The organism is Ferruginibacter sp. SUN106 (genome assembly GCF_050611765.1).
GTDB lineage: Bacteria > Bacteroidota > Bacteroidia > Chitinophagales > Chitinophagaceae > Ferruginibacter.
The window spans coordinates 259,657-279,236 of sequence record NZ_JBODJC010000005.1; the positions used below are offsets into that span (position 1 = coordinate 259,657).

Genomic DNA, 19,580 nt, shown 5'->3' on the forward strand with positions numbered 1-19,580 from the left:
TAACTTTACATAATGGCTTATAATAATTCGGGCAACAGTATTCAGCGTATACCACCAGTGGTGTTGAATTTATTAATTATTAATATTTTAGTTTGGCTTGCCCAGTTAGCACTTGACAAATCAACAGAGCATCCATTTTGGCTTACTGAAAAAATTGCGTTGTTTTCTTTTAATACCGGAGAATTTAAACCTTACCAGTTGGTTACTTATATGTTTGCCCATTCTTCGTATGATATTGCCGGTGGTGTGGTTTTCTCTCATATTCTTTTCAATATGTACGCTTTATGGATGTTTGGTACTGCGCTGGAAAGGGTTTGGGGGCCCAAAAAATTTTTGATCTTCTATTTGATCTGTGGATTGGCAGCCGGCGTTACACAACTGTTTTTATCAGATGGAATAGCTGTAGGGGCATCCGGAGCAATAATGGGTTTGTTAGCAGGCTTTGGTTATTTGTTTCCAAATACAGAGTTTTTTATTATCCCGGTTCCCTTCCCTATAAAAGCAAAATACATGGTGGCAATTTATGCAGCAATAGATCTCTTTGGCGGGTTTCATCCCGGCGGTGCTGATAATGTAGCGCATTATGCACACCTTGGAGGTTTAGTAATGGGCTTTATTTTGGTCATTATCTGGAATAAAACAAATAAAAAAACGTTCTACTAACTCTTAACAATCTTTTGGTATAATTGTTAGTAAATTTAACCTGACGAAAAAGACAGAAAAATATCATGGGAGAGTCGGACCGCTACCAGGAATATAAAAAATTATCAAGCCGCAGCAGGTTTTCATTTACGCTCGGGCAACCAGGCAATGCATTATTTGCTTTGGCGGCAATAAATATTATTGTGTTTTTTTTAATACTCCTCACCAGGGTTTTCTATTTATCAACACACGAAGGCGGCAATATGGAGGTACTGGCTTTTGATGCCATACACTGGTTTGCATTACCGGCAAGCCTGGCTGAATTAAGTAAAGCACCATGGACACTTTTTACTTTTATGTTTTCGCAGGGCGGAATTGTGGATACTTTTCCATTAATGCTCACTATGCTCAGCAGTATGCTTTGGTTATGGGCTTTTGGTTATATACTGCAGGATCTGTCGGGTAACAGGCTTATTTTTCCTATCTACATCTATGGCAGTATACTGGGAGCGATCTTTTATATCACCGCAATGTATACCATACCAGCATTCAGGGTGCATATCCCTACCTGGTATCTTACGGGCTCGCAAACAGGTACGGCTGCACTGGCAGTTGCTGTAACAACATTATCACCCAACTATCGCTTATTCAGGCACCTTGGTAAGGGAATTCCGGTTTGGGTTTTAACAGGTTTATTTATTCTGATAAACCTTATTATGGCTTTTTCTTTAGAGAGCGCTAATAGTTTTGCTATTTTAGGTAGCGGTTTAATGGGCTTTTTATTTGTTGTTTTATTAAGAAAAGGAAAAGATCTGAGTGCATGGATGATCAATTTTTATGAGTGGATCACTAACCTCTCAACTCCGGATAAAAAAAATGGCGAAAATGCGTTGAGAGAAAAAGTATTTTACAATACTGGCAACAGGCAGCCTTATAGCAAAACTGCAAATGTAACGCAGCAGCGCATCGACGAAATATTAGATAAGATCAGTCAGCGGGGCTACCATTTTCTTACCGACGAAGAAAAGAACATTTTAAAAAGGGCGGCAGAAGAAGAGCTGTAGTTAACTTTTCATTTGAAATTTTTTAGGGCACTAAACGTTATCTTTATACAATGCCCAACAGCCTATTCCGCAGGTTAACAAAAAAATTTTTCATTATCTCCAATATTATTTTGGCGGTATTGTTTTTATTGGGTTGTTACGGCGGTTTATTTAATCCTCAATATTGGTGGCCGCTGGGTTTTCTTACACTGGCCACTTTCTATTTACTGCTTTTATTAATTGTATTTATTATCTTCTGGATTTTTGTAAAACCAGGGTGGTCTTTAATTTCATTTGCTGCAATTATACTGGCTTACAAGCCCATTACCAACATTGTTCCTTTGCGGTTTTCATCTTCATTTACACAACAAAAGCAGGCTGCTGCTATACGTATGATGAGCTGGAATGTGGAGCATTTTGATATACTGGAGCATAAAACACATCCCGAAAAAAAACAAGAAATGCTGCAACTGGTAAACGATTACCAGCCTGATATTGCCTGCTTCCAGGAAATGGTGGGGAGTGATAGTGTACCCAATGCTATTAACTATGTTCCCGAAATGATGCAGCAAATGGGTATGCAATATTTTAACTACAGCTATAACCGCAAGGTTGATTTTGATGGCAATCATCATTTTGGAATCATCACTTTTTCAAAATATCCCATTATCAATAAACAAACCATCAGTTACTATCCGTACGATTATAATTCCATTTTTCAGTATACAGATATTGTAAAAGAGGCCGACACTTTCAGGGTTTTTAATATCCACCTGCAATCATTAAAATTCAGTTCCGGTAATTTAAAATTTATTGATAATCCTGAGATAAAATCACAACAGGATATGACGGAATCTAAAAACCTTATCTATAAACTCAGGATCGGCTTCTCAAAAAGAAAAACACAATCAGAAAGAATTAAAGAAGAGATGAATAAAAGCCCCTACCCGGTAATGGTATGTGGCGACTTTAATGATGTGCCCAATAGCTATGCCTACACTACCATTGGTAAAGGCCTGCAAAATGCTTTTGCCGAAAAGGGAAGCGGCATAGGCCGCACTTTTACCGGTATATCTCCTACCCTGCGTATCGACAATATATTTGTAAGTGATATTTTTTCGGTAGAACAGTATACACGTATCGATAAAAAATTAAGCGACCATTTCCCCATTTTTGCCGACATCCAATTAAAAAAATAATTGTATTTTTGATTCATCAGATGAATAAATTTTCTCCATATCATTTTTCCTGTTGCCCTTGGGCATAGTATAATATCTTTGTACCCCATCAACTACGGGGATGAATAAAAAATAGAAACTTTAATTTTAACGGGCTGAATAAAGATAAACGGTGCAGGTAAATACCATTGTTATTGGGATAATGCCTGAAAGTTTTATAAAAGCTTGCTACAAAAAATAAAATAATGGCATTAAAAATTTACAACTCCTATACGCGGCAAAAAGAAGAATTTAAATCTATCACTCCCGGCCATGTGGGCATGTATGTGTGCGGACCAACCGTAAGCGGCGAAAGCCACCTGGGCCATGCAAGGCCTTATATCACTTTTGATGTATTGTACCGCTATCTCACTTACAAAGGAAACAAAGTGCGCTATGTTCGTAATATTACCGATGCCGGGCATTTTGAAGAAGAAGGAAGGGAGGCAGAAGATAAAATTTCTAAAAAAGCAGTTTTAGAAAGACTGGAACCAATGGAACTGGTACAGAAATATACTAACCTGTACCATTGGGCTATGAAGGAATTCAATTGCGTGGAACCCAGCATCGAACCAACGGCTACCGGCCATATTGTAGAGCAGATCAACATGATTGAAAAGATCATTAAAGAAGGATATGCATACGAAGTAAATGGCTCAGTATATTTTGATGTAAAAAAATATGCTGCCACACATGATTACGGTAAGCTTAGCGGCAGGGTAATTGACGATTTGTTAGAAACCACCAGGGAGCTGGACGGCCAGGAAGAAAAAAGAGACCGGGCAGATTTTGCATTGTGGAAAAATGCGGCTCCCGAACATATCATGCGTTGGACAAGCCCTTGGGGCGTGGGTTTCCCCGGCTGGCATATTGAGTGCTCCGCTATGGCAACAAAATATTTAGGTGCCGAGTTTGATATACACGGAGGCGGTATGGACCTTCAGTTTCCACACCACGAAAGCGAAATTGCACAAAGTACTATTTGCAACCATCACAGCCCCGTTAGGTACTGGATGCACAACAACATGATTACCATCAATGGTAAAAAAATGGGTAAGAGTTATAACAACGTTATTAAACTTACCGAACTGTTCAGTGGCAATCATCCATTGCTTACGCAGGCGTTTCACCCCATGGTCATCAGGTTTTTCATCCTGCAAAGCCATTACCGCAGCCCGCTGGATTTTAGCAGCTCCGGATTGGAGGCCAGCGAAAAAGCACTGAAGAGATTATGGGAAGCCTACGAAGTGCTGAATAAGTTGCAAGCTGCAGGTAATCAGGGCGAAGCAAGCGACGCAGAACTGGAAACTAAAGTGTTGAAATTTGTAGCTGAATTTGAGGAATTTATGGATGATGACCTGAGCACTGCAAAAGTATTGGCCAATATGTTTGAACTGGCACCGGTGATCAATTCCATAAAAGACGGTTTGATAAAAGCAGACGCCATTTCTGCTGCTACACTTTTAAAAATGCAGGCAGGTTTTAAAACTTATTTAGAAGATATTTTTGGATTAAAGGCAATGACAGCAAATAACAACGGTGCATTAAGCGGCGTAATGGATTTGCTCATCGAGATCCGCAAAGAAGCCAAATCGAGAAAAGATTTTGCCACATCAGATAAAATAAGGAACCAGTTAGGTGCCATGGGCATTAATTTAAAAGATGAAAAAGACGGCGGTGTGAGTTGGACGGCTTAAATTTTTATAATGGCGCTGCATAATCAAATAGCTTTGATTATATTTGCAGCCTTAAAACCAGTTTTATTGATGTTAAAACTGCAAAAGTTCTTATAAAACAGATCACTTTACCAACAGTGATTTAATTAAAATATTCTTAAGTTAAATTAAGAAGGGCTCCCGATATACATCGGGACTCAGTTGGTTAGAGCACCTGACTCATAATCAGGGGCTTAGGACAAAGAAAGTAAGTTCTTAAAAAATCAGTTTACTGCAACCAACAGTAAAACTTAAAATAATTTCTTTAGAAATAGAGAAAGGGCCTATAGCTCAGTTGGTTAGAGCACCTGACTCATAATCAGGGGGTCCCAGGATCGTGCCCTGGTGGGCCCACAAAACGCCTCGGAATTTTTCGGGGCGTTTTTATTTTATACCATGGCAAATATCAAAAATATCATTTTCGATTTGGGCAATGTGTTGCTGGATATAGACTACAGCAAAACCATCCGTGCTTTTGAAGCATTAGGTTTTGAGGATTTTAAAAGTAATTATTCCCCTTTAAAAATGGATCCGGTATTTGAAAACCTGGAAATGGGTAAAATAACGGGAGAAGCTTTTTGCGACAAGATCAAATCTATTAGTAAAAACCCTGTTACTAATGAGCAGATAGAAACAGCATGGAATGCGCTGTTCCTCGATTTCAGAAAGGAAAGCCTGGCATTTTTAGAACAAATTGCCACAAAGTACAAGTTGTATTTGTTCAGTAATACCAACAGTATTCACCTCACCGCTTTTGAAACAATTTTTACAAAAGATACCGGCAAACCCAGCCTGGATGCTTATTTTACCAAAGCCTACTATTCGCACCTTATTGGTTTTCGCAAGCCTTATGCCGATGCTTATACATTTGTACTGGAAGATGCAGGAATTAAGGCCGGAGAAACCCTGTTTATAGACGATCTGCCCAACAATATTGAAGGAGCCAAATCTGTTGGAATACATACGCATTTGCTCCTGCCCCACGAAAGGGTGGAAAACCTGCAACTGTAGCGTTGTGATTTTTATTGCTGATTGCTATCTCGCCAATTGCGTATTGCCAATTGTTATTTCACCTCCTCAAACTCAATATAGTCGTCGCTTTTAGGCTTGGCAGATGCCTGGCTGGTGGTGGAAGTATATTGGTCCCGTTGTTGCTGCTTTTTAGCCTGCTCGTTCATATTGTGCTGCATTTCATTCACCTTTTGCTTTACCTGTTTAGTAGTTTGATAAACAGGAATAATAAAGTCAAAAATAAATTTGTACGCCAGGTACAATATAAATAATTCAAATAATGCTTTTAACATAATAACACAAAGTTATTAAACTCACCAATGCAAGGCTGTTAAAATTTATGCCTGGCAAAAAACCTGTTTCTCCGGTCATTTCCCACGAAGCTATAAAAAACACAAAGAAAGAATTAATGAATTAAATCCTTTTTGGCCTTGGCGCCGCTGTGGGAAACACTCTTTTACAGGTACAGTTTGGCAATTACATAGCTATTGCATATATTTGCACCGGACAATGACGCAAATGAAGGGAACGAGGATCGTTCCCTTCTTCTTTTACCATGACAGCGGAAACACAGATTCAAACAGTAGAAAAACTAATTGCACCATTGCTGGTAGATGATATTTTTTTGGTATCCATTAAAATAAAACCTACCAATAATTTTAAGATCTACTTAGATGCAGATAGTGGGTTAGGCATTGAAAAGTGTATAAAAATAAACCGGGCATTGTATAAAGTGATGGAAGAAATGGGTTTGTATCCCGATGGGGATTTTTCCCTGGAAGTATCCAGCCCCGGCGTGGATGAGCCGCTGAAATTGTTGCGGCAGTATAAAAAAAATATCGGCAGAAATGTGGAAGTAACCACCAACGACGATGAAAAAAAAGAAGGTATTTTAAAAGAGGTTACTGACGAAACGATAATAATAGAGTATACTGAAGGCAAAGGAAAAAAAGCTGTAACAGTAAACCCGGTTATCAGTTTCAACGATATTAAACAAACCAAGGTGCTGATTAAATTTTAATTATATAACAAAAACCCATACCAGCTGGGAAAGTAAAAGTGAGCTGGCGAGGAATATGGCAAGTATTAACTTAATCGACTCATTTCAGGAGTTTAAAGAAGCAGAAAACATTGATCGTCCAACGTTGATGAAAGTAATGGAAGATGTATTCAAAACACTGATTCGAAAAAAGTATGGTAGTGACGAGTGTTTTGACGTAATCGTAAATGATCAGAAAGGTGATCTGGAAATTTTCCGTCGCCGTACGATTGTTGACGATGATGATCTGTATAATACCCTTACTGAAATTGAGTATAAAGATGCCATTAAGATTGAACCTGATTACCAGGTAGGTGAAGAGTTATATGAAGAAGTGGATATACAGAAAGAGTTTGGCCGCCGTGCCATCTTAGCCGGTAAACAGACCCTGGCTGCACGTATCAACGACCTTAAGAAAAACATACTGGTTAAAAAATACGAAGACCGTGTAGGTGATATAGTTAGTGGTGAGGTATACCAGGTTTGGAAAAAAGAAGTATTATTATTAGATGAAGAAGGTAATGAAATGTTATTACCTAAATCCGAACAGATACCAAGCGATTATTTCAAAAAAGGCGAAACCGTAAGAGGGGTTGTAAAAAAAGTAGAATTAAAAAATAACCAGGCAGTAATCATCATATCAAGAACAAGTCCTTCATTCCTGGAAAAATTACTGGAAATAGAAGTACCGGAAATATTTGATGGCCTGATTGTAGTGAAGAAAATTGTACGTGACCCGGGAGAAAGAGCCAAGGTAGCAGTAGAAAGCTATGATGACAGGATCGATCCGGTAGGTGCTTGTGTAGGTATGAAAGGTAGCCGTATCCATGGTATTGTAAGAGAATTGAAAAATGAAAATATTGATGTGATTAACTGGACTGCTAACACGCAGTTATTAATTCAGCGTTCTTTAACACCTGCAAAAATTACCAGCATGGATGTGGATATGGAAGCTAAACATGCCAATGTCTATCTTAAACCAGACCAGGTTTCTTTAGCCATCGGGCGTAGAGGTGTTAATATTAAATTAGCCTGCGAATTAACCGGTTTTGAAATTGACGTGTTCCGTGACAACGAAGGTGAGGTTGAAGAATTTGATATTGACCTGGATGAATTTACAGATGAAATTGAACCATGGGTAATTGAAGCCTTGAAAAAAGTAGGTTGCGATACCGGCCGTTCAGTTTTAGACCTTAGCGCAGAAGAACTGGAAAGAAGAACAGATCTTGAAAAAGAAACTATTGAAGAAGTAAGAAGGATTTTGAAAGAAGAATTCAGTAAAGAGTAATGAAAAACAGGCAAAGCGATATTGTTAGAATAATATATTGGTTAAATCAAAACGATATGCCAATGAATTAGCACCAGTACCACGCTGTCTGATAATTTAGAAAAGCAAAAAGCACAGAATAAAACAAACGAATGTCAGAAGTAAATACACCAAGGTTGATGGCTGCGGCCAAAGAATTTAACATAGGAACGGCTACCCTTGTAGACTTTCTTGTGTCCAAAGGATTTAGTAGTGATGAATTAAAACCTACTTCAAAACTTTCGGAACCCATGTACCGTGTTTTGCAATCCGAGTTTCAGCAGGATAAAGCGGCAAAACAAAAGGCAGAACAGGTAGAATTATCAAAAGGATCGGCAGAACTGAAAAAGAAAAAAGACGAAGAAGACCTTTCTATAAAGAAAAAAGAAGCGGCTAAACCTAAAGCAGAAGAACCTAAACCGGTTGAACCTGTAAAAGCCCCTGAGCCGGAACCCGTAGTAGTTGAAGTAGTGGTAGAAAAAGAGAAAAAAGAAGAGGTAGCTGCCAGGTCTGAAGTAACAAAAATAGAAGCTCCCGAGCTTGAAGCACCAAAAGTGCTGGATAAAATAGACCTTGATGCAATAGATTCATCTACCAGGCCTAAAAAATCAACCAGGAAAAAAGAGGAAGAAGCGCCTAAGGCAGAAGAGCCGAAACCGGTTGAAGCTAAAAAAGCAAAAAAACCTGCAGAACCGGTGAAAGAAGAACCCAAAGTAGTGGTTGCTCCGCCGGTTGTAGAACCCACACCAGTAGAAAATCTTCCACCAGTTATTGAAAACATCCAGGCAGATAAATTAACCGGACCAAAAATTCTGGGTAAAATTGAATTGCCTGTAGATAATGATACCAGGCCAAAAAGAGAAAGCGAAGACAAACGCAAGCGCAAGCGCATCCCTATCGAAAAGAAAGGTGGCGGTCAACAGCAAGGTGGTGGTCAGCACCAGCAAGGACAGCAAGGCGGCGGTCAGCAAGGTGGTCAACATCAACGTCCGCAAGGCCAGGGCCACGGCGGGCCACAACATGGCGGTGGCCAGGGCCAGAATACTCAAAACAGGAGGCCGCAAGGCGGACCCGGACAAGGACAGGGTGGTCAGCAAGGCGGAGGCAACAGGTTTAACAGAGGTGGTAATACCGGCGGTGCACAAGGTGGCCGCAGAGAAGATAAAGTAATTGATGCTAAAGAGATTCAGGATAAATTAAGAGAAACACAGGCAAAACTGGCCGGTGCAGGTGGCAGAGGAAAGAGCCTGAAAGCAAAATACCGTAAAGCAAAAAGAGACGAACAAGCTGAAAATGTAGGTGGTGGCGAAGAAAGCAACAAACTACAGGTAACAGAATTTATCTCTGTAAGTGAATTAGCCAATTTGATGGATGTGAGCTTTGCAGATGTGATCAGTAAATGTATGAGCCTGGGCATCATGGTATCTATTAACCAGCGCCTGGAGGCCGACGTTATTGAACTGGTGGCCAGCGAATTTGGATACGACGTAGAATTTATAGGGGTTGATGATGCAGCAGAACTGGAAGTAGACGAAGAAGACGATAATGAAGAAGATCTGAAACCAAGAGCGCCGATCGTTACCATCATGGGTCACGTAGATCATGGTAAAACATCTTTACTGGATTATATCAGGAATACCAACGTTATTGCCGGTGAGGCCGGAGGTATTACCCAGCATATTGGTGCTTACGAAGTAACATTGGCAAATGGTCGTGCTATTACTTTCTTAGATACACCCGGTCACGAAGCGTTTACCGCTATGAGGGCACGTGGTGCAAAAGTTACCGACATTGCCGTTATTGTGGTAGCAGCAGATGACGCCGTAATGCCTCAAACCAAGGAAGCCATCTCTCATGCGCAGGCGGCAAACGTACCCATGATCTTTGCCATTAATAAAGTGGATAAAGACGGCGCTAATCCCGAAAAAATTAAAGAACAATTGTCTACAATGAATATCCTTGTAGAAAGCTGGGGCGGTAAATACCAGAGCCAGGAGATCAGTGCAAGAAAAGGTTTGAATATTGATTTATTACTCGAAAAAATATTACTGGAAACAGATATACTGGAACTGAAAGCCAACCCTGAAAAAGTGGCTAACGGAACTGTAATTGAAGCTTCACTGGATAAAGGCCGCGGTTATGTGGCTACAATCCTGGTACAAAACGGTACACTTCACCAGGGAGATATGATCGTTTCCGGTCAAAACTTTGGTAAGGTAAAAGCCATGTATAACGAACGTAACCAGCGTATTGATGTAGCGCCACCGTCAACACCGGTATTGATATTGGGCTTGAACGGCGCACCACAGGCGGGTGAAACTTTTAAAGTATTTGCAGATGAAGCCGATGCAAGAGAAACAGCGTACAAACGTGGCCAGATATTAAGAGAACAGGGTATGAGGGCTAAAAAACATATTACACTTGATGAGATCGGACGTCGTTTGGCACTGGGTAACTTTAAAGAGCTGAACGTAATTATTAAAGGTGATGTGGATGGATCGGTAGAAGCCTTAAGTGATAGTTTACAAAAATTAAGTACCGAAGAAATTGTGGTACGTGTAATTCATAAAGCCGTGGGTGCCATCAGCGAAAGTGATGTTACTTTGGCTAACGCATCCGATGCAATTATCATTGGTTTTAATGTACGCCCTTCAATACAGGCTGCCCGTTTGGCCGAGAATGAAGCGATCCAGATTAAACTCTACTCTATTATTTACAACGCCATCGAAGAGATCAAGAGCGCCATGGAAGGTATGCTTGAACCAACAGTGGAAGAGAAAATACTGGGTAATGTGGAGATCAGGGAAACTTACCGCTTCGACAAAGCTACCGTTGCCGGCTGTTTTGTACTGGATGGTAAAATTGCCCGTAACAACCGCATCCGCTTAGTACGTGATGGTATCGTGATCTTTACCGGCGAACTGCAGAGTTTAAAACGCTTCAGAGATGATGCCAAGGAAGTAACCAGCAGTATGGAGTGTGGTTTAACCATTAAAAACTACAACGACATTAAAGTAGGCGATATCGTGGAAGCATTTGAAGAAGTGGAAGTGAAGAGAACGCTGTAAAGCTACAAGCCACAAGGGTAATTGCCGCAAGGAAGTTGTTCAGGCCCAAAAGCTTATCCCTTGAGGCTATTCCCCTTGACGCTTTCTTCCTGCTCTCTCCAAACATTTGTTAAATAAACTATTAAAAGGAGCCTGCATTAAAAGGCTCCTTATTTTTGAAAATATATTGATACGCATGAAAAAAAGTTACGCATTTATCATTGCTGCATTACTGCTGTTTACTTCAGCTATAGCACAACCACCGGTATCACAAGCTAAACGGGTAGTTGCCGATAAGATCATTGCCGTAGTGGGAGATAAGATTGTTTTAAAAAGCGACATCGACAACAGCCTTGCTGATATGCAGCGCCAGGGTGTGGAAGTACCGGCAAATGCCTACTGCCTTACTTTAGAACAAGCTATGGGTATTAAAGCATTGGTATTACAGGCCGAAAAAGATTCATTGCCAATTACTGAAGAAGAAATTGAAACTGATATCGACAACCGTATCCGTAACTATATCAGCCAGTTTGGTTCAAAAGATGAGCTGGAAAGAATAGCCGGCAAATCGGTATACCAGTTAAAAGAAGATTTTAAAGAAGGTATCAGGGACCAGAAATTATCTCAGGCAATGCGTAACAAAGTAGTACAGGATATCCGCATTACACCAAAAGAAGTACAGGAATATTTTAATAAAATACCCACTGATAGTTTGCCTTTATACGAAACTGAAGTGGAAGTAGGCCAGATAGTGATCTTTCCCAAAGCAAGTCGTGAAGCAGAAGAATATGCCGTGGAGCAGTTAAAAGAGTATAAAGAACAGATTGAAACTAAAAAGAAAGACTTCTGTACTATTGCCAATAATTACACCGAAGATCCGGGCAGTAAAGATAAATGCGGACAATATGAAATTAACCGGAGTCAGAAAAACCTTGACCCAACCTGGTTATCAAAAGCGTTTTCTTTAAAAGAAGGACAGATATCAACCCCTTTTAAATCAAAATTTGGTTATCACATTTTGCAAATGGTAAGCCGTTCCGGAGATGATGCAGTAGTAAGGCATATCCTTAAAATACCCCAGGTTACAAAGATTGAGATTAAAGAAACGCAGGAAAAACTAGATTCTGTAAGATCAAAACTAATAGCCGGTACCATGCAGTTTGGCGAAGCGGTTAGTAAATATAGTAACGACGACGAAAGTAAGTTTACTGCAGGTATGAAGCAGGGTCCTAACGGTGGTTTCTTAACTATCGACCAGCTGGATAAGGATATGGTAGTGATGCTGAAAGACCTGAAAGTAGGACAATACTCCCAGCCGGTGGAATACACCGACGAAAGCGGAAAAAAAGGGGTTCGTATCGTGTACTTAAAATCTAAAACAGAGCCACATCGTGAAAACCTGAAAGATGATTACAACAGGATTGCTACCCGGGCACTGGAAGAAAAAAAGAATGATGCACTGGATGCCTGGTTTACTAAAAAGATACCTACCTACTTTATAATGGTGGATGACGAATACAAAAGTTGCCCCGAAATGAAAAAATGGACAGCTTCGGCAAACATGGCTATAAAAAACTAATTACACAGCATTCAAATATAAAAAGCGTTCCCTCCAACAAGTTGGGGGGAACGCTTTACTTTTGTACCCGAACAGAAATTAATGTCATGGATACTTCGATAAGCTCAGAGTACACCAGTATACACGTATATAAAGCATTGCATTTAATCAGTGCAAATCTGTGTAATCCGTGGCAAACAACATCTGCCGATCCGAAGGATTCCTCTGGAAAGGCAGATAACATTTATAAAAACCTGTAGTTAAACTATAAACATTGATAGAAAAAAAACAATTATTTGCCAGGGAAGAAAACTGTATACTCGTTGGCCTTGTTTATAAAGAGCAAACCGAGATAATGGTTAATGAATACCTTGATGAACTCACTTTTCTTGCCGAGACAGCAGGTGTTACAACAATAAAACGTTTTACACAAAAACTGCCCCACCCCGATAGTAAAACATTTGTAGGTAAAGGAAAACTGGAAGAGATCAAACAATTTATATTACTCAAGGGCAATATCAATATTGTAATATTTGATGATGAACTTACAGGCTCCCAGATTCAGAACATCGAAAAAGAGCTCAATGTAAAAACCATCGATCGCAGTGACCTGATACTGGATATATTTGCCAGCCGTGCAAAAACTGCACAGGCCAAAACACAGGTAGAGCTGGCGCAGTACCAATACATTTTGCCCCGCCTTAAAGGTATGTGGAAGCACCTGGAACGGCAGGGCGGCGGCGTGGGAACAAGAGGCCCCGGTGAAACAGAAATTGAAACCGACAGGCGTATTGTGAAAGATAAAATAGGCTTATTACGTAAGCGGCTGGCCGAAATAGACAAACAATCTTTTACGCAACGCAAAGACAGGGGCGAATTTATACGTGTGGCATTAGTAGGCTATACCAACGTGGGTAAATCTACATTGATGAATTTGCTGAGTAAGAGTGAAGTATTTGCCGAAAATAAATTATTTGCCACGCTGGATACCACTACCCGTAAAGTAGTTTTTGAACAAACCCCTTTTCTGCTAAGCGATACCGTTGGGTTCATCAGGAAACTGCCGCATCATTTAGTGGAAAGTTTTAAAAGTACATTAGATGAAGTAAGGGAAGCCGATGTATTATTGCATGTGGTAGACATCTCTCATCCGCAGTACGAAGAACAGATTGCCGTGGTAAATCATACTTTGGCCGAATTAAAAATTGAAGAAAAGCCCACCATCACTATATTTAATAAAATGGATAAGTACGAGGCGGAAGCTTTTGATCAGTGGCTGGAAGCAGATGTAAAAAAAGAGATCCTCAACGATTTAAAACAGCGTTGGCAAATTGAAACCAAGGGTAACTGTGTATTTGTATCTGCAATAGAAAAAACAAATATTGATGCGCTGCGACAAACCATATTAAATACCGTTAGAGATGTATACCGCATCCGCTATCCGTATAAAGCAGAATTTTTTTATTGAGAATATTCCCGCAGAAATCGCAGATAAATACAGTATTCTTTTCTGCGTCATTCTGTGATTTCTGCGGGCAAATTATAATGGACGCCAACAAAAAATACTCCTGGCATAAAATAGCCGGCTCTATTGCAGAAATTAATTTTTCTGCCAATGGTCTTGCAGTGGTGGAGGTAAACAACAAAACCATCTGCGTAGCCCTCCATAAAGATCGGCTTTTTGCCTGCACCCATAAATGCCCCCATGCCGGTGGTTTTATGGCTGATGGCTACATTGATGCCCTTGGAAATATCGTTTGCCCCCTGCACCGCTATAAATTCAGTTTACAAAACGGCCGCAACACCAGTGGCGAGGGTTATTTTTTAAAAACTTTTCCTGTAGAAATAAGAAATGAGGGCGTTTTTGCAGGCTTTCCCGAAAATAACCTCTTCGGTTGGCTGAAATAATTGCTTTTATTTTTTTTACAAAAGCTAAAATGCCTTACTTTTGCCGTCCCTTAAAAGGGAAATTCCTCCTTAGCTCAGTTGGTTAGAGCATCTGACTGTTAATCAGAGGGTCGTTGGTTCAAGTCCAACAGGGGGAGCTAAAAACTGCCTCGCTTTTTGCGAGGCAGTTTTTATTTTATAGGGGGTAAGCTTTAGCAGATTGATTATACTGCTGAACCAGGTTTTTATAAGCCCTGAGGCAATAGTTTAATCTTACCTTATTCTGCATAACATATGGTAGTTCTAATACGCCTCCTTTAACAAACAATCCGGTTATCTCACAATAATCTTTTCGGTAATGTATTTTCTCATATGCTACCTGGAAACGATCATCGCTAATGAATGAAATAATTTTCGGGACAATATCCTTAAAGTCATAATTGGAAGAAAAAGTAAGGTCATCTAAAAAGGTGGTGAAAGTGATATTATTACTCTTCGCCAATGCATATAATTTGTCGGCGGTATTTAAAAAAATGAGGTTTGCAATAACCGGCGAGCTCGGAGCTCCCTGGGGAAGCGATGCCTGATATGTTGTTAGTTGCGTTAATACTCTTGAGACAGAGGGTGAAAAACCGAGTAAGTAAAACATTTTGTATACCTGGTGATGATTAATATTGGTGAAAAAGTTTTTTAAATCGATGGTAAGAAAATATTTTTTATTTAAATGTTGTTGGGCGTTTTGGATATTATTTTTACCTTCTATTGAGCCATACATATAATGAGGTAGGTGAACTTGATTCAAGAGCCGGGCAATGTACTGTTGTCTTGACTTTAAAATAAAATCCGGCACAAATAATTCCCTGTATTTTATATTCCCCCAGTTATCTCTTTGAAAATCCCCATATTTTTTCTTAGGTTTTAGTTTTGGTAAATAATAGTTACCAATGTTTTTGGTTATACAACTCACTATTTTTTCAGGTAACCTTAAGAAGGAGTATAAATTAGGCAAACTTTTGATCATAAAAAAACCAGGGTTTAGAACATAGCATTTACAATTTCCTTCACGAAGTGTAACCAAAAAGAAGGGTTAAACATTTTTAACCACCTTTTTTTATCCGGGGTTTGAGTTGTTTTTGAACGATACTTTACCCGGATGGTTACTTCATCAAATAATACATGTTCATCATTTTTGAAATTGCATAAGAACTTTGATGGTGTGACCCTGATACTTTTGTGTTGCTTTTTAGAGCTCCCTTTTTTCATGTTTTTAATGATTCAGGTTTTTTTGCAATATTGCCCACAGACCAATATTGCCACTAACTCATGCTTTTATCCATAAAATTTAACCACCCTGGTTTTTTAATTTCCGAGGCCCCACAGGGCGAGGATATAGAAGAATGTGTAAACGAATACACTTTAATAATTGAGTTGGGAAAAATATCAGGCTTCAAAGATCTTTATTAAAAATACCCAAATACATTAAACAATGAAAACCTGATTGGATACTTGTTAATTCAGCGTGAATAACTGGTTAGACAACTTAATTTATAGCTCATGTCTAGGGTAATTATAGCTCAAAATATTGTTTTTTTGAGCTATAAAGTGTATTTTTATGAGCTATAAAATTTAAAAATGGCGAATACTGAAAATACTTATGGTAATTTAATTGTCGAATACATTAAAACCAATTCTGAATGTTCCTCTCAGGAAATACTGAAAGGACTACGGATGAATATCAGTATTGCTACACTTAAAAGAGCCCTACAGAAATTAGTTGCGGAAGGCCTGATAACTACAACAGGTAAATTAAAAAGTACAAAGTATAAAATCAGCCCGCTTTACGATATAATCAGCCCGATTGATGTTGAACAATATTTTGAAAAAGAAATTGATGAGAGGGTAATCCGAAATGATTTTAACCAGGTACTTATAAAAGAGGTTTTAAGTACTATCTCTTTATTTACAAATGAAGAGTTAATACAATTAAATAATTTAGAAAACACATATACAAATAATTCATCGAAACTTACATCAGCCGAGTATAAAAACGAATTGGAGCGCTTAGCTATTGACTTAAGCTGGAAGTCATCACAAATTGAAGGCAATACCTATTCTTTGTTAGAGACAGAACGATTGCTAAAAGATAAAGAAACAGCTACAGGCAAAACAAAAGACGAAGCAACAATGCTACTTAATCATAAAGAAGCCATTGATTTTATTGTTGCCAACCCAACGTATATAAATCCATTATCGGTTTCAAATATTGAAGATATACACAGCATATTAATTAAAGAACTGGGTATTTCTAAAAATGTAAGAAACAGAAGGGTTGGTATTTCCGGAACTAACTACAAGCCATTAGACAATGAATTTCAAATTAAAGAAGCATTAAATGATATGTGCAATATCATCAATAATAACGCCAATGTATTTGAAAAAGCTCTTTTAGCACTTGTTTTGATCTCATACATACAGCCATTTGCAGATGGTAATAAAAGAACAGCGAGAATTATAAGTAATGCTATTTTAATTAATAATCAATACTGTCCAATTTCTTTTAGAACGATTGGTTCAATTGAATATAAAAAAGCAATGCTTATCTTCTACGAACAAAATAATATCAATCCCTTTAAGAAGATATTTATCAATCAATTTGAATTTGCAGTGCAAACTTATTTCTAATACTGCACATACAAATTCACCACCAACAAACATAACGCCTGTACGCAAATCTGGTTTTTTACTACAGCAAAATAAAAAAGGGCTGCATAGAAATGCTGCCCCGTTTAAAATCCAATATCCTATGAAAAACCGGGTGCAAAATAAGCTTTATAATAATAAGATGAGTACGTAGTAATACCTGATTATCAATAGTAAACCTACGTATTTGTTTAAAAATTGCCGTAATTACAACAGCCCGATAAAGGGCGCTTTTGCTATTGTGCAACAGGTTTATTTGCGCCATCTTTGCTTTGCAATTGATTGATAGGTTTTAATATCAATCCAAATCCAATCCTGTCCAAAGCCAAAAGTGTTTTCCAATATCCAATTAAAAAGACCGTAAAAATTCAATATCAGTCAATTGCCTTTTTTCTGATATCCCAATTAAAACTGATACCACAAATCAAGAAATTTAAACTGCCGCAAGTAACCTGCGGCAGTTTTTTTATAATTACAATTTGAGGTAGTAATCAACGGAAGCCTCCATACAGATACTGCCGGTGACAGTACCCGACGGGCCAAAGTTAACCCCCTGTGTCAATGGTGCTAAAAATACCCCTTCATTGTGTCGTATAAACACATTGTTTGTTATATTTAACCCTCCTTTTCTAAAAACAGCAACATGAGTTCATCCAATGCAGGCATTACAGCCTTCCCGGATTCTAAAAGTCATTATCGTATTCTCGATGGGCTCCGGGGAGTGGCAGCTATTATGGTTGTGATTTTTCACCTGTTTGAAGCCCATGCCACCAGTAACCAGGACCAGGTTATCAACCATGGGTATATGGCGGTGGATTTCTTTTATTTGCTTTCGGGTTTTGTAATTGGCTATGCCTACGACGATCGCTGGCACAAAATGACTTTAAAAGGGTTTTTTAAACGGCGCCTCATCCGGCTCCATCCTATGGTGGTGATAGGGATGATAGTAGGTGCAATAGCATTCTACTTCCAGGCAGGGGCACTTTGGCCCGGCATTAGCCAGGTACCGGTGGTAAAAATGCTGCTGGTGATGCTCATTGGTTGTACCCTGCTACCGGTGCCATTATCAATGGACATCAGGGGTTGGCAGGAAATGCATCCGCTTAACGGTCCCGGCTGGTCGCTTTTTTTTGAGTATATCGCCAATATTTTATACGCAGTCTTTGTAAGAAAATTTTCTACCAAAGCACTTTCGGTATTGGTTTTCATAACAGGTGTGGCCCTGGTATACCTTGCCGTTGCAGGTAAAAATGGTGATATTATCGGAGGCTGGTCGCTGGAGCCGGAGCAATTACGTATTGGTTTTACCCGTATGATGTTTCCCTTCTTTGCCGGGCTTTTATTATCAAGAATAAGCAAACCAGCAAATATTAAACACGCCTTTGGCATCTGCAGCATCATGGTAATAATTATTCTTGCCATCCCAAGAATTGGTGGTACACAGCACCTGTGGCTTAATGGCCTTTATGATGCAGTATGTATTATCTTCCTGTTTCCGTTAATTGTGTATATCGGTTCCAGTGGAGCATTAAAAGGGAAATATGTGCCGGGGATAGCAAAGTTTTTAGGTGATATTTCTTACCCCATATACATTACGCACTACCCGCTCATATACACGTACACTGCCTGGGTGGCTAACAATAAAATTCCGCTAAGTAAAGCCTATCCGGTGGCAATACTGGTGTTATTGTCCAGCATTATACTCGCCTATGCCTGCTTAAAATTATATGATGAACCGGTTAGAAAATGGCTGACAAAACGCTATATAGCCACCACAACTAATTAACAGCATGTAAAAATAAAAAGCAGGTCGCTCAGTAAATGTATTGCACCAACTGCTGAATGCATCAGTAAGGGTACTGCCCGATAACATTACCCGCCGGGTAATAATTAGCCACCACAATCACACTACCATTGGGGCATACCGCCACGCCCACGCCCATTTCACGGGTATCTTTCCATATCATTTGTGTATAGTGCCCGGTTTTAAAATAATTGGCTGCACTTATCTTGCGGTATTTATAAAATTTCTTTTCGTTATACCAATCATAAGAAGCCTGTACAGGAGGATATACCTGTGCCGAGCTGCCCCAGAAAATATTTTCGCCATACAGCTTGCCATTCTCACCACTCACCTCACGGTGTTTGATATCGCAATTATTATTAGCCGCCAGGTAATTGGCCCATTGCTGGGCATAAGCCGCCAGCGAAGTACTCCAGGTTAAAGTACCCACACCCTTTTCTGTTCTTATGGAATTATGGTGGGCTAAAATAAGCTCCGCATCAGCCGGTTTTATTTTGCTGCCGGTATTACCAATATGGCTGGCCTTGTCCGGTGCCGAAGGTTGTGCATGTAATAAGGATGCTGAAAAAAGAAATACGATCAATAACCTAAACATAGGAGAGGTTTGTTAC

16 protein-coding genes and 2 tRNA genes are annotated in these 19,580 nt (G+C 39.3%); 15 read left to right on the forward strand and 3 right to left on the reverse strand.

Annotated elements, in window-relative coordinates; genetic code table 11:
- Positions 1-12 precede the first annotated feature (12 nt).
- The 6 genes from ACQ334_RS20615 to ACQ334_RS20640 all read left to right on the forward strand — a co-directional run bounded on the left by ACQ334_RS20615 (position 13) and on the right by ACQ334_RS20640 (position 5,628).
- Positions 13-663, forward strand: coding sequence for a rhomboid family intramembrane serine protease (locus ACQ334_RS20615; protein ID WP_430990160.1), 651 nt, complete (start codon positions 13-15; stop codon positions 661-663).
- A 65-nt stretch (positions 664-728) separates the two neighbouring features.
- On the forward strand, positions 729-1,706 hold the full coding sequence (locus ACQ334_RS20620) for a DUF6576 domain-containing protein (protein ID WP_430990161.1): 978 nt from the start codon (positions 729-731) through the stop codon (positions 1,704-1,706).
- A gap of 50 nt (positions 1,707-1,756) precedes the next feature.
- Positions 1,757-2,884: an endonuclease/exonuclease/phosphatase family protein gene (locus ACQ334_RS20625; RefSeq protein WP_430990162.1), complete on the forward strand. Its 1,128-nt coding sequence runs from the start codon at positions 1,757-1,759 to the stop codon at positions 2,882-2,884.
- 224 nt (positions 2,885-3,108) lie between these two features.
- Positions 3,109-4,599: a cysteine--tRNA ligase gene (gene cysS, locus ACQ334_RS20630; protein WP_430990163.1), complete on the forward strand. Its 1,491-nt coding sequence runs from the start codon at positions 3,109-3,111 to the stop codon at positions 4,597-4,599.
- Positions 4,600-4,897: 298 nt separating this feature from the next.
- Positions 4,898-4,971, forward strand: a tRNA-Ile gene (locus ACQ334_RS20635).
- 42 nt (positions 4,972-5,013) lie between these two features.
- Positions 5,014-5,628, forward strand: a complete 615-nt coding sequence (locus ACQ334_RS20640; RefSeq protein ID WP_430990164.1) for an HAD family hydrolase — start codon at positions 5,014-5,016, stop codon at positions 5,626-5,628.
- A 53-nt stretch (positions 5,629-5,681) separates the two neighbouring features.
- Here the strand turns inward: ACQ334_RS20640 and ACQ334_RS20645 are convergent, their stop codons facing one another.
- Positions 5,682-5,921, reverse strand: a complete 240-nt coding sequence (locus ACQ334_RS20645) for a hypothetical protein (RefSeq protein ID WP_430990165.1) — start codon at positions 5,919-5,921, stop codon at positions 5,682-5,684.
- A gap of 263 nt (positions 5,922-6,184) precedes the next feature.
- Here ACQ334_RS20645 and rimP point away from each other — a divergent pair, with 263 nt between their 5' ends.
- The 7 genes from rimP (at position 6,185) to ACQ334_RS20680 (ending at position 14,623) form a co-directional block, all read left to right on the forward strand.
- The gene (gene rimP / locus ACQ334_RS20650) at positions 6,185-6,649 is read left to right on the forward strand and encodes a ribosome maturation factor RimP (protein WP_430990166.1); all 465 of its coding nucleotides are present in this window, start codon (positions 6,185-6,187) and stop codon (positions 6,647-6,649) included.
- A 55-nt stretch (positions 6,650-6,704) separates the two neighbouring features.
- Complete coding sequence (gene nusA / locus ACQ334_RS20655) at positions 6,705-7,955, forward strand: transcription termination factor NusA (protein ID WP_430990167.1); 1,251 nt, start codon at positions 6,705-6,707, stop codon at positions 7,953-7,955.
- 131 nt (positions 7,956-8,086) lie between these two features.
- Positions 8,087-11,041 carry a translation initiation factor IF-2 gene (gene infB / locus ACQ334_RS20660; RefSeq protein WP_430990168.1) on the forward strand — a complete coding sequence of 985 codons (2,955 nt, stop codon included), beginning with the start codon at positions 8,087-8,089 and terminating at the stop codon, positions 11,039-11,041.
- A 175-nt stretch (positions 11,042-11,216) separates the two neighbouring features.
- A complete protein-coding gene (locus tag ACQ334_RS20665; protein ID WP_430990169.1) occupies positions 11,217-12,599 on the forward strand; it encodes a peptidylprolyl isomerase in 1,383 nt (460 codons plus the stop codon).
- 253 nt (positions 12,600-12,852) lie between these two features.
- Positions 12,853-14,046, forward strand: a complete 1,194-nt coding sequence (gene hflX, locus ACQ334_RS20670) for a GTPase HflX (RefSeq protein WP_430990170.1) — start codon at positions 12,853-12,855, stop codon at positions 14,044-14,046.
- A gap of 77 nt (positions 14,047-14,123) precedes the next feature.
- Positions 14,124-14,486, forward strand: a complete 363-nt coding sequence (locus ACQ334_RS20675; RefSeq protein ID WP_430990171.1) for a Rieske (2Fe-2S) protein — start codon at positions 14,124-14,126, stop codon at positions 14,484-14,486.
- Between the two features lie 63 nt (positions 14,487-14,549).
- Positions 14,550-14,623 (forward strand) — tRNA-Asn (locus tag ACQ334_RS20680).
- Between the two features lie 38 nt (positions 14,624-14,661).
- Here ACQ334_RS20680 and ACQ334_RS20685 read toward each other — a convergent pair.
- Positions 14,662-15,486 carry a reverse transcriptase family protein gene (locus ACQ334_RS20685; protein ID WP_430990172.1) on the reverse strand — a complete coding sequence of 275 codons (825 nt, stop codon included), beginning with the start codon at positions 15,484-15,486 and terminating at the stop codon, positions 14,662-14,664.
- 611 nt (positions 15,487-16,097) lie between these two features.
- Here ACQ334_RS20685 and ACQ334_RS20690 point away from each other — a divergent pair.
- Positions 16,098-17,147: a Fic family protein gene (locus ACQ334_RS20690; RefSeq protein WP_430990173.1), complete on the forward strand. Its 1,050-nt coding sequence runs from the start codon at positions 16,098-16,100 to the stop codon at positions 17,145-17,147.
- Positions 17,148-17,808: 661 nt separating this feature from the next.
- Positions 17,809-18,951 (forward strand): acyltransferase family protein, encoded by a 1,143-nt coding sequence (locus ACQ334_RS20695; protein ID WP_430990174.1) that lies wholly within the window; start codon positions 17,809-17,811, stop codon positions 18,949-18,951.
- 61 nt (positions 18,952-19,012) lie between these two features.
- Here the strand turns inward: ACQ334_RS20695 and ACQ334_RS20700 are convergent, their stop codons facing one another.
- The gene (locus tag ACQ334_RS20700) at positions 19,013-19,564 is read right to left on the reverse strand and encodes a CAP domain-containing protein (protein WP_430990175.1); all 552 of its coding nucleotides are present in this window, start codon (positions 19,562-19,564) and stop codon (positions 19,013-19,015) included.
- Positions 19,565-19,580 lie beyond the last annotated feature (16 nt).

Bases quoted from the DNA above. Each gene is read 5' to 3' on its own strand.
- nusA (WP_430990167.1), top strand. From the start codon at position 6,705: ATGGCAAGTATTAACTTAATCGACTCATTTCAGGAGTTTAAAGAAGCA.
- ACQ334_RS20625 (WP_430990162.1), top strand. From the start codon at position 1,757: ATGCCCAACAGCCTATTCCGCAGGTTAACAAAAAAATTTTTCATTATC.
- ACQ334_RS20620 (WP_430990161.1), top strand. From the start codon at position 729: ATGGGAGAGTCGGACCGCTACCAGGAATATAAAAAATTATCAAGCCGC.
- ACQ334_RS20675 (WP_430990171.1), top strand. From the start codon at position 14,124: ATGGACGCCAACAAAAAATACTCCTGGCATAAAATAGCCGGCTCTATT.
- ACQ334_RS20615 (WP_430990160.1), top strand. From the start codon at position 13: ATGGCTTATAATAATTCGGGCAACAGTATTCAGCGTATACCACCAGTG.
- rimP (WP_430990166.1), top strand. From the start codon at position 6,185: ATGACAGCGGAAACACAGATTCAAACAGTAGAAAAACTAATTGCACCA.
- ACQ334_RS20685 (WP_430990172.1), bottom strand. From the start codon at position 15,486: ATGATCAAAAGTTTGCCTAATTTATACTCCTTCTTAAGGTTACCTGAA.
- ACQ334_RS20645 (WP_430990165.1), bottom strand. From the start codon at position 5,921: ATGTTAAAAGCATTATTTGAATTATTTATATTGTACCTGGCGTACAAA.
- ACQ334_RS20690 (WP_430990173.1), top strand. From the start codon at position 16,098: ATGGCGAATACTGAAAATACTTATGGTAATTTAATTGTCGAATACATT.
- cysS (WP_430990163.1), top strand. From the start codon at position 3,109: ATGGCATTAAAAATTTACAACTCCTATACGCGGCAAAAAGAAGAATTT.
- ACQ334_RS20700 (WP_430990175.1), bottom strand. From the start codon at position 19,564: ATGTTTAGGTTATTGATCGTATTTCTTTTTTCAGCATCCTTATTACAT.
- ACQ334_RS20695 (WP_430990174.1), top strand. From the start codon at position 17,809: ATGAGTTCATCCAATGCAGGCATTACAGCCTTCCCGGATTCTAAAAGT.
- ACQ334_RS20665 (WP_430990169.1), top strand. From the start codon at position 11,217: ATGAAAAAAAGTTACGCATTTATCATTGCTGCATTACTGCTGTTTACT.
- ACQ334_RS20640 (WP_430990164.1), top strand. From the start codon at position 5,014: ATGGCAAATATCAAAAATATCATTTTCGATTTGGGCAATGTGTTGCTG.
- infB (WP_430990168.1), top strand. From the start codon at position 8,087: ATGTCAGAAGTAAATACACCAAGGTTGATGGCTGCGGCCAAAGAATTT.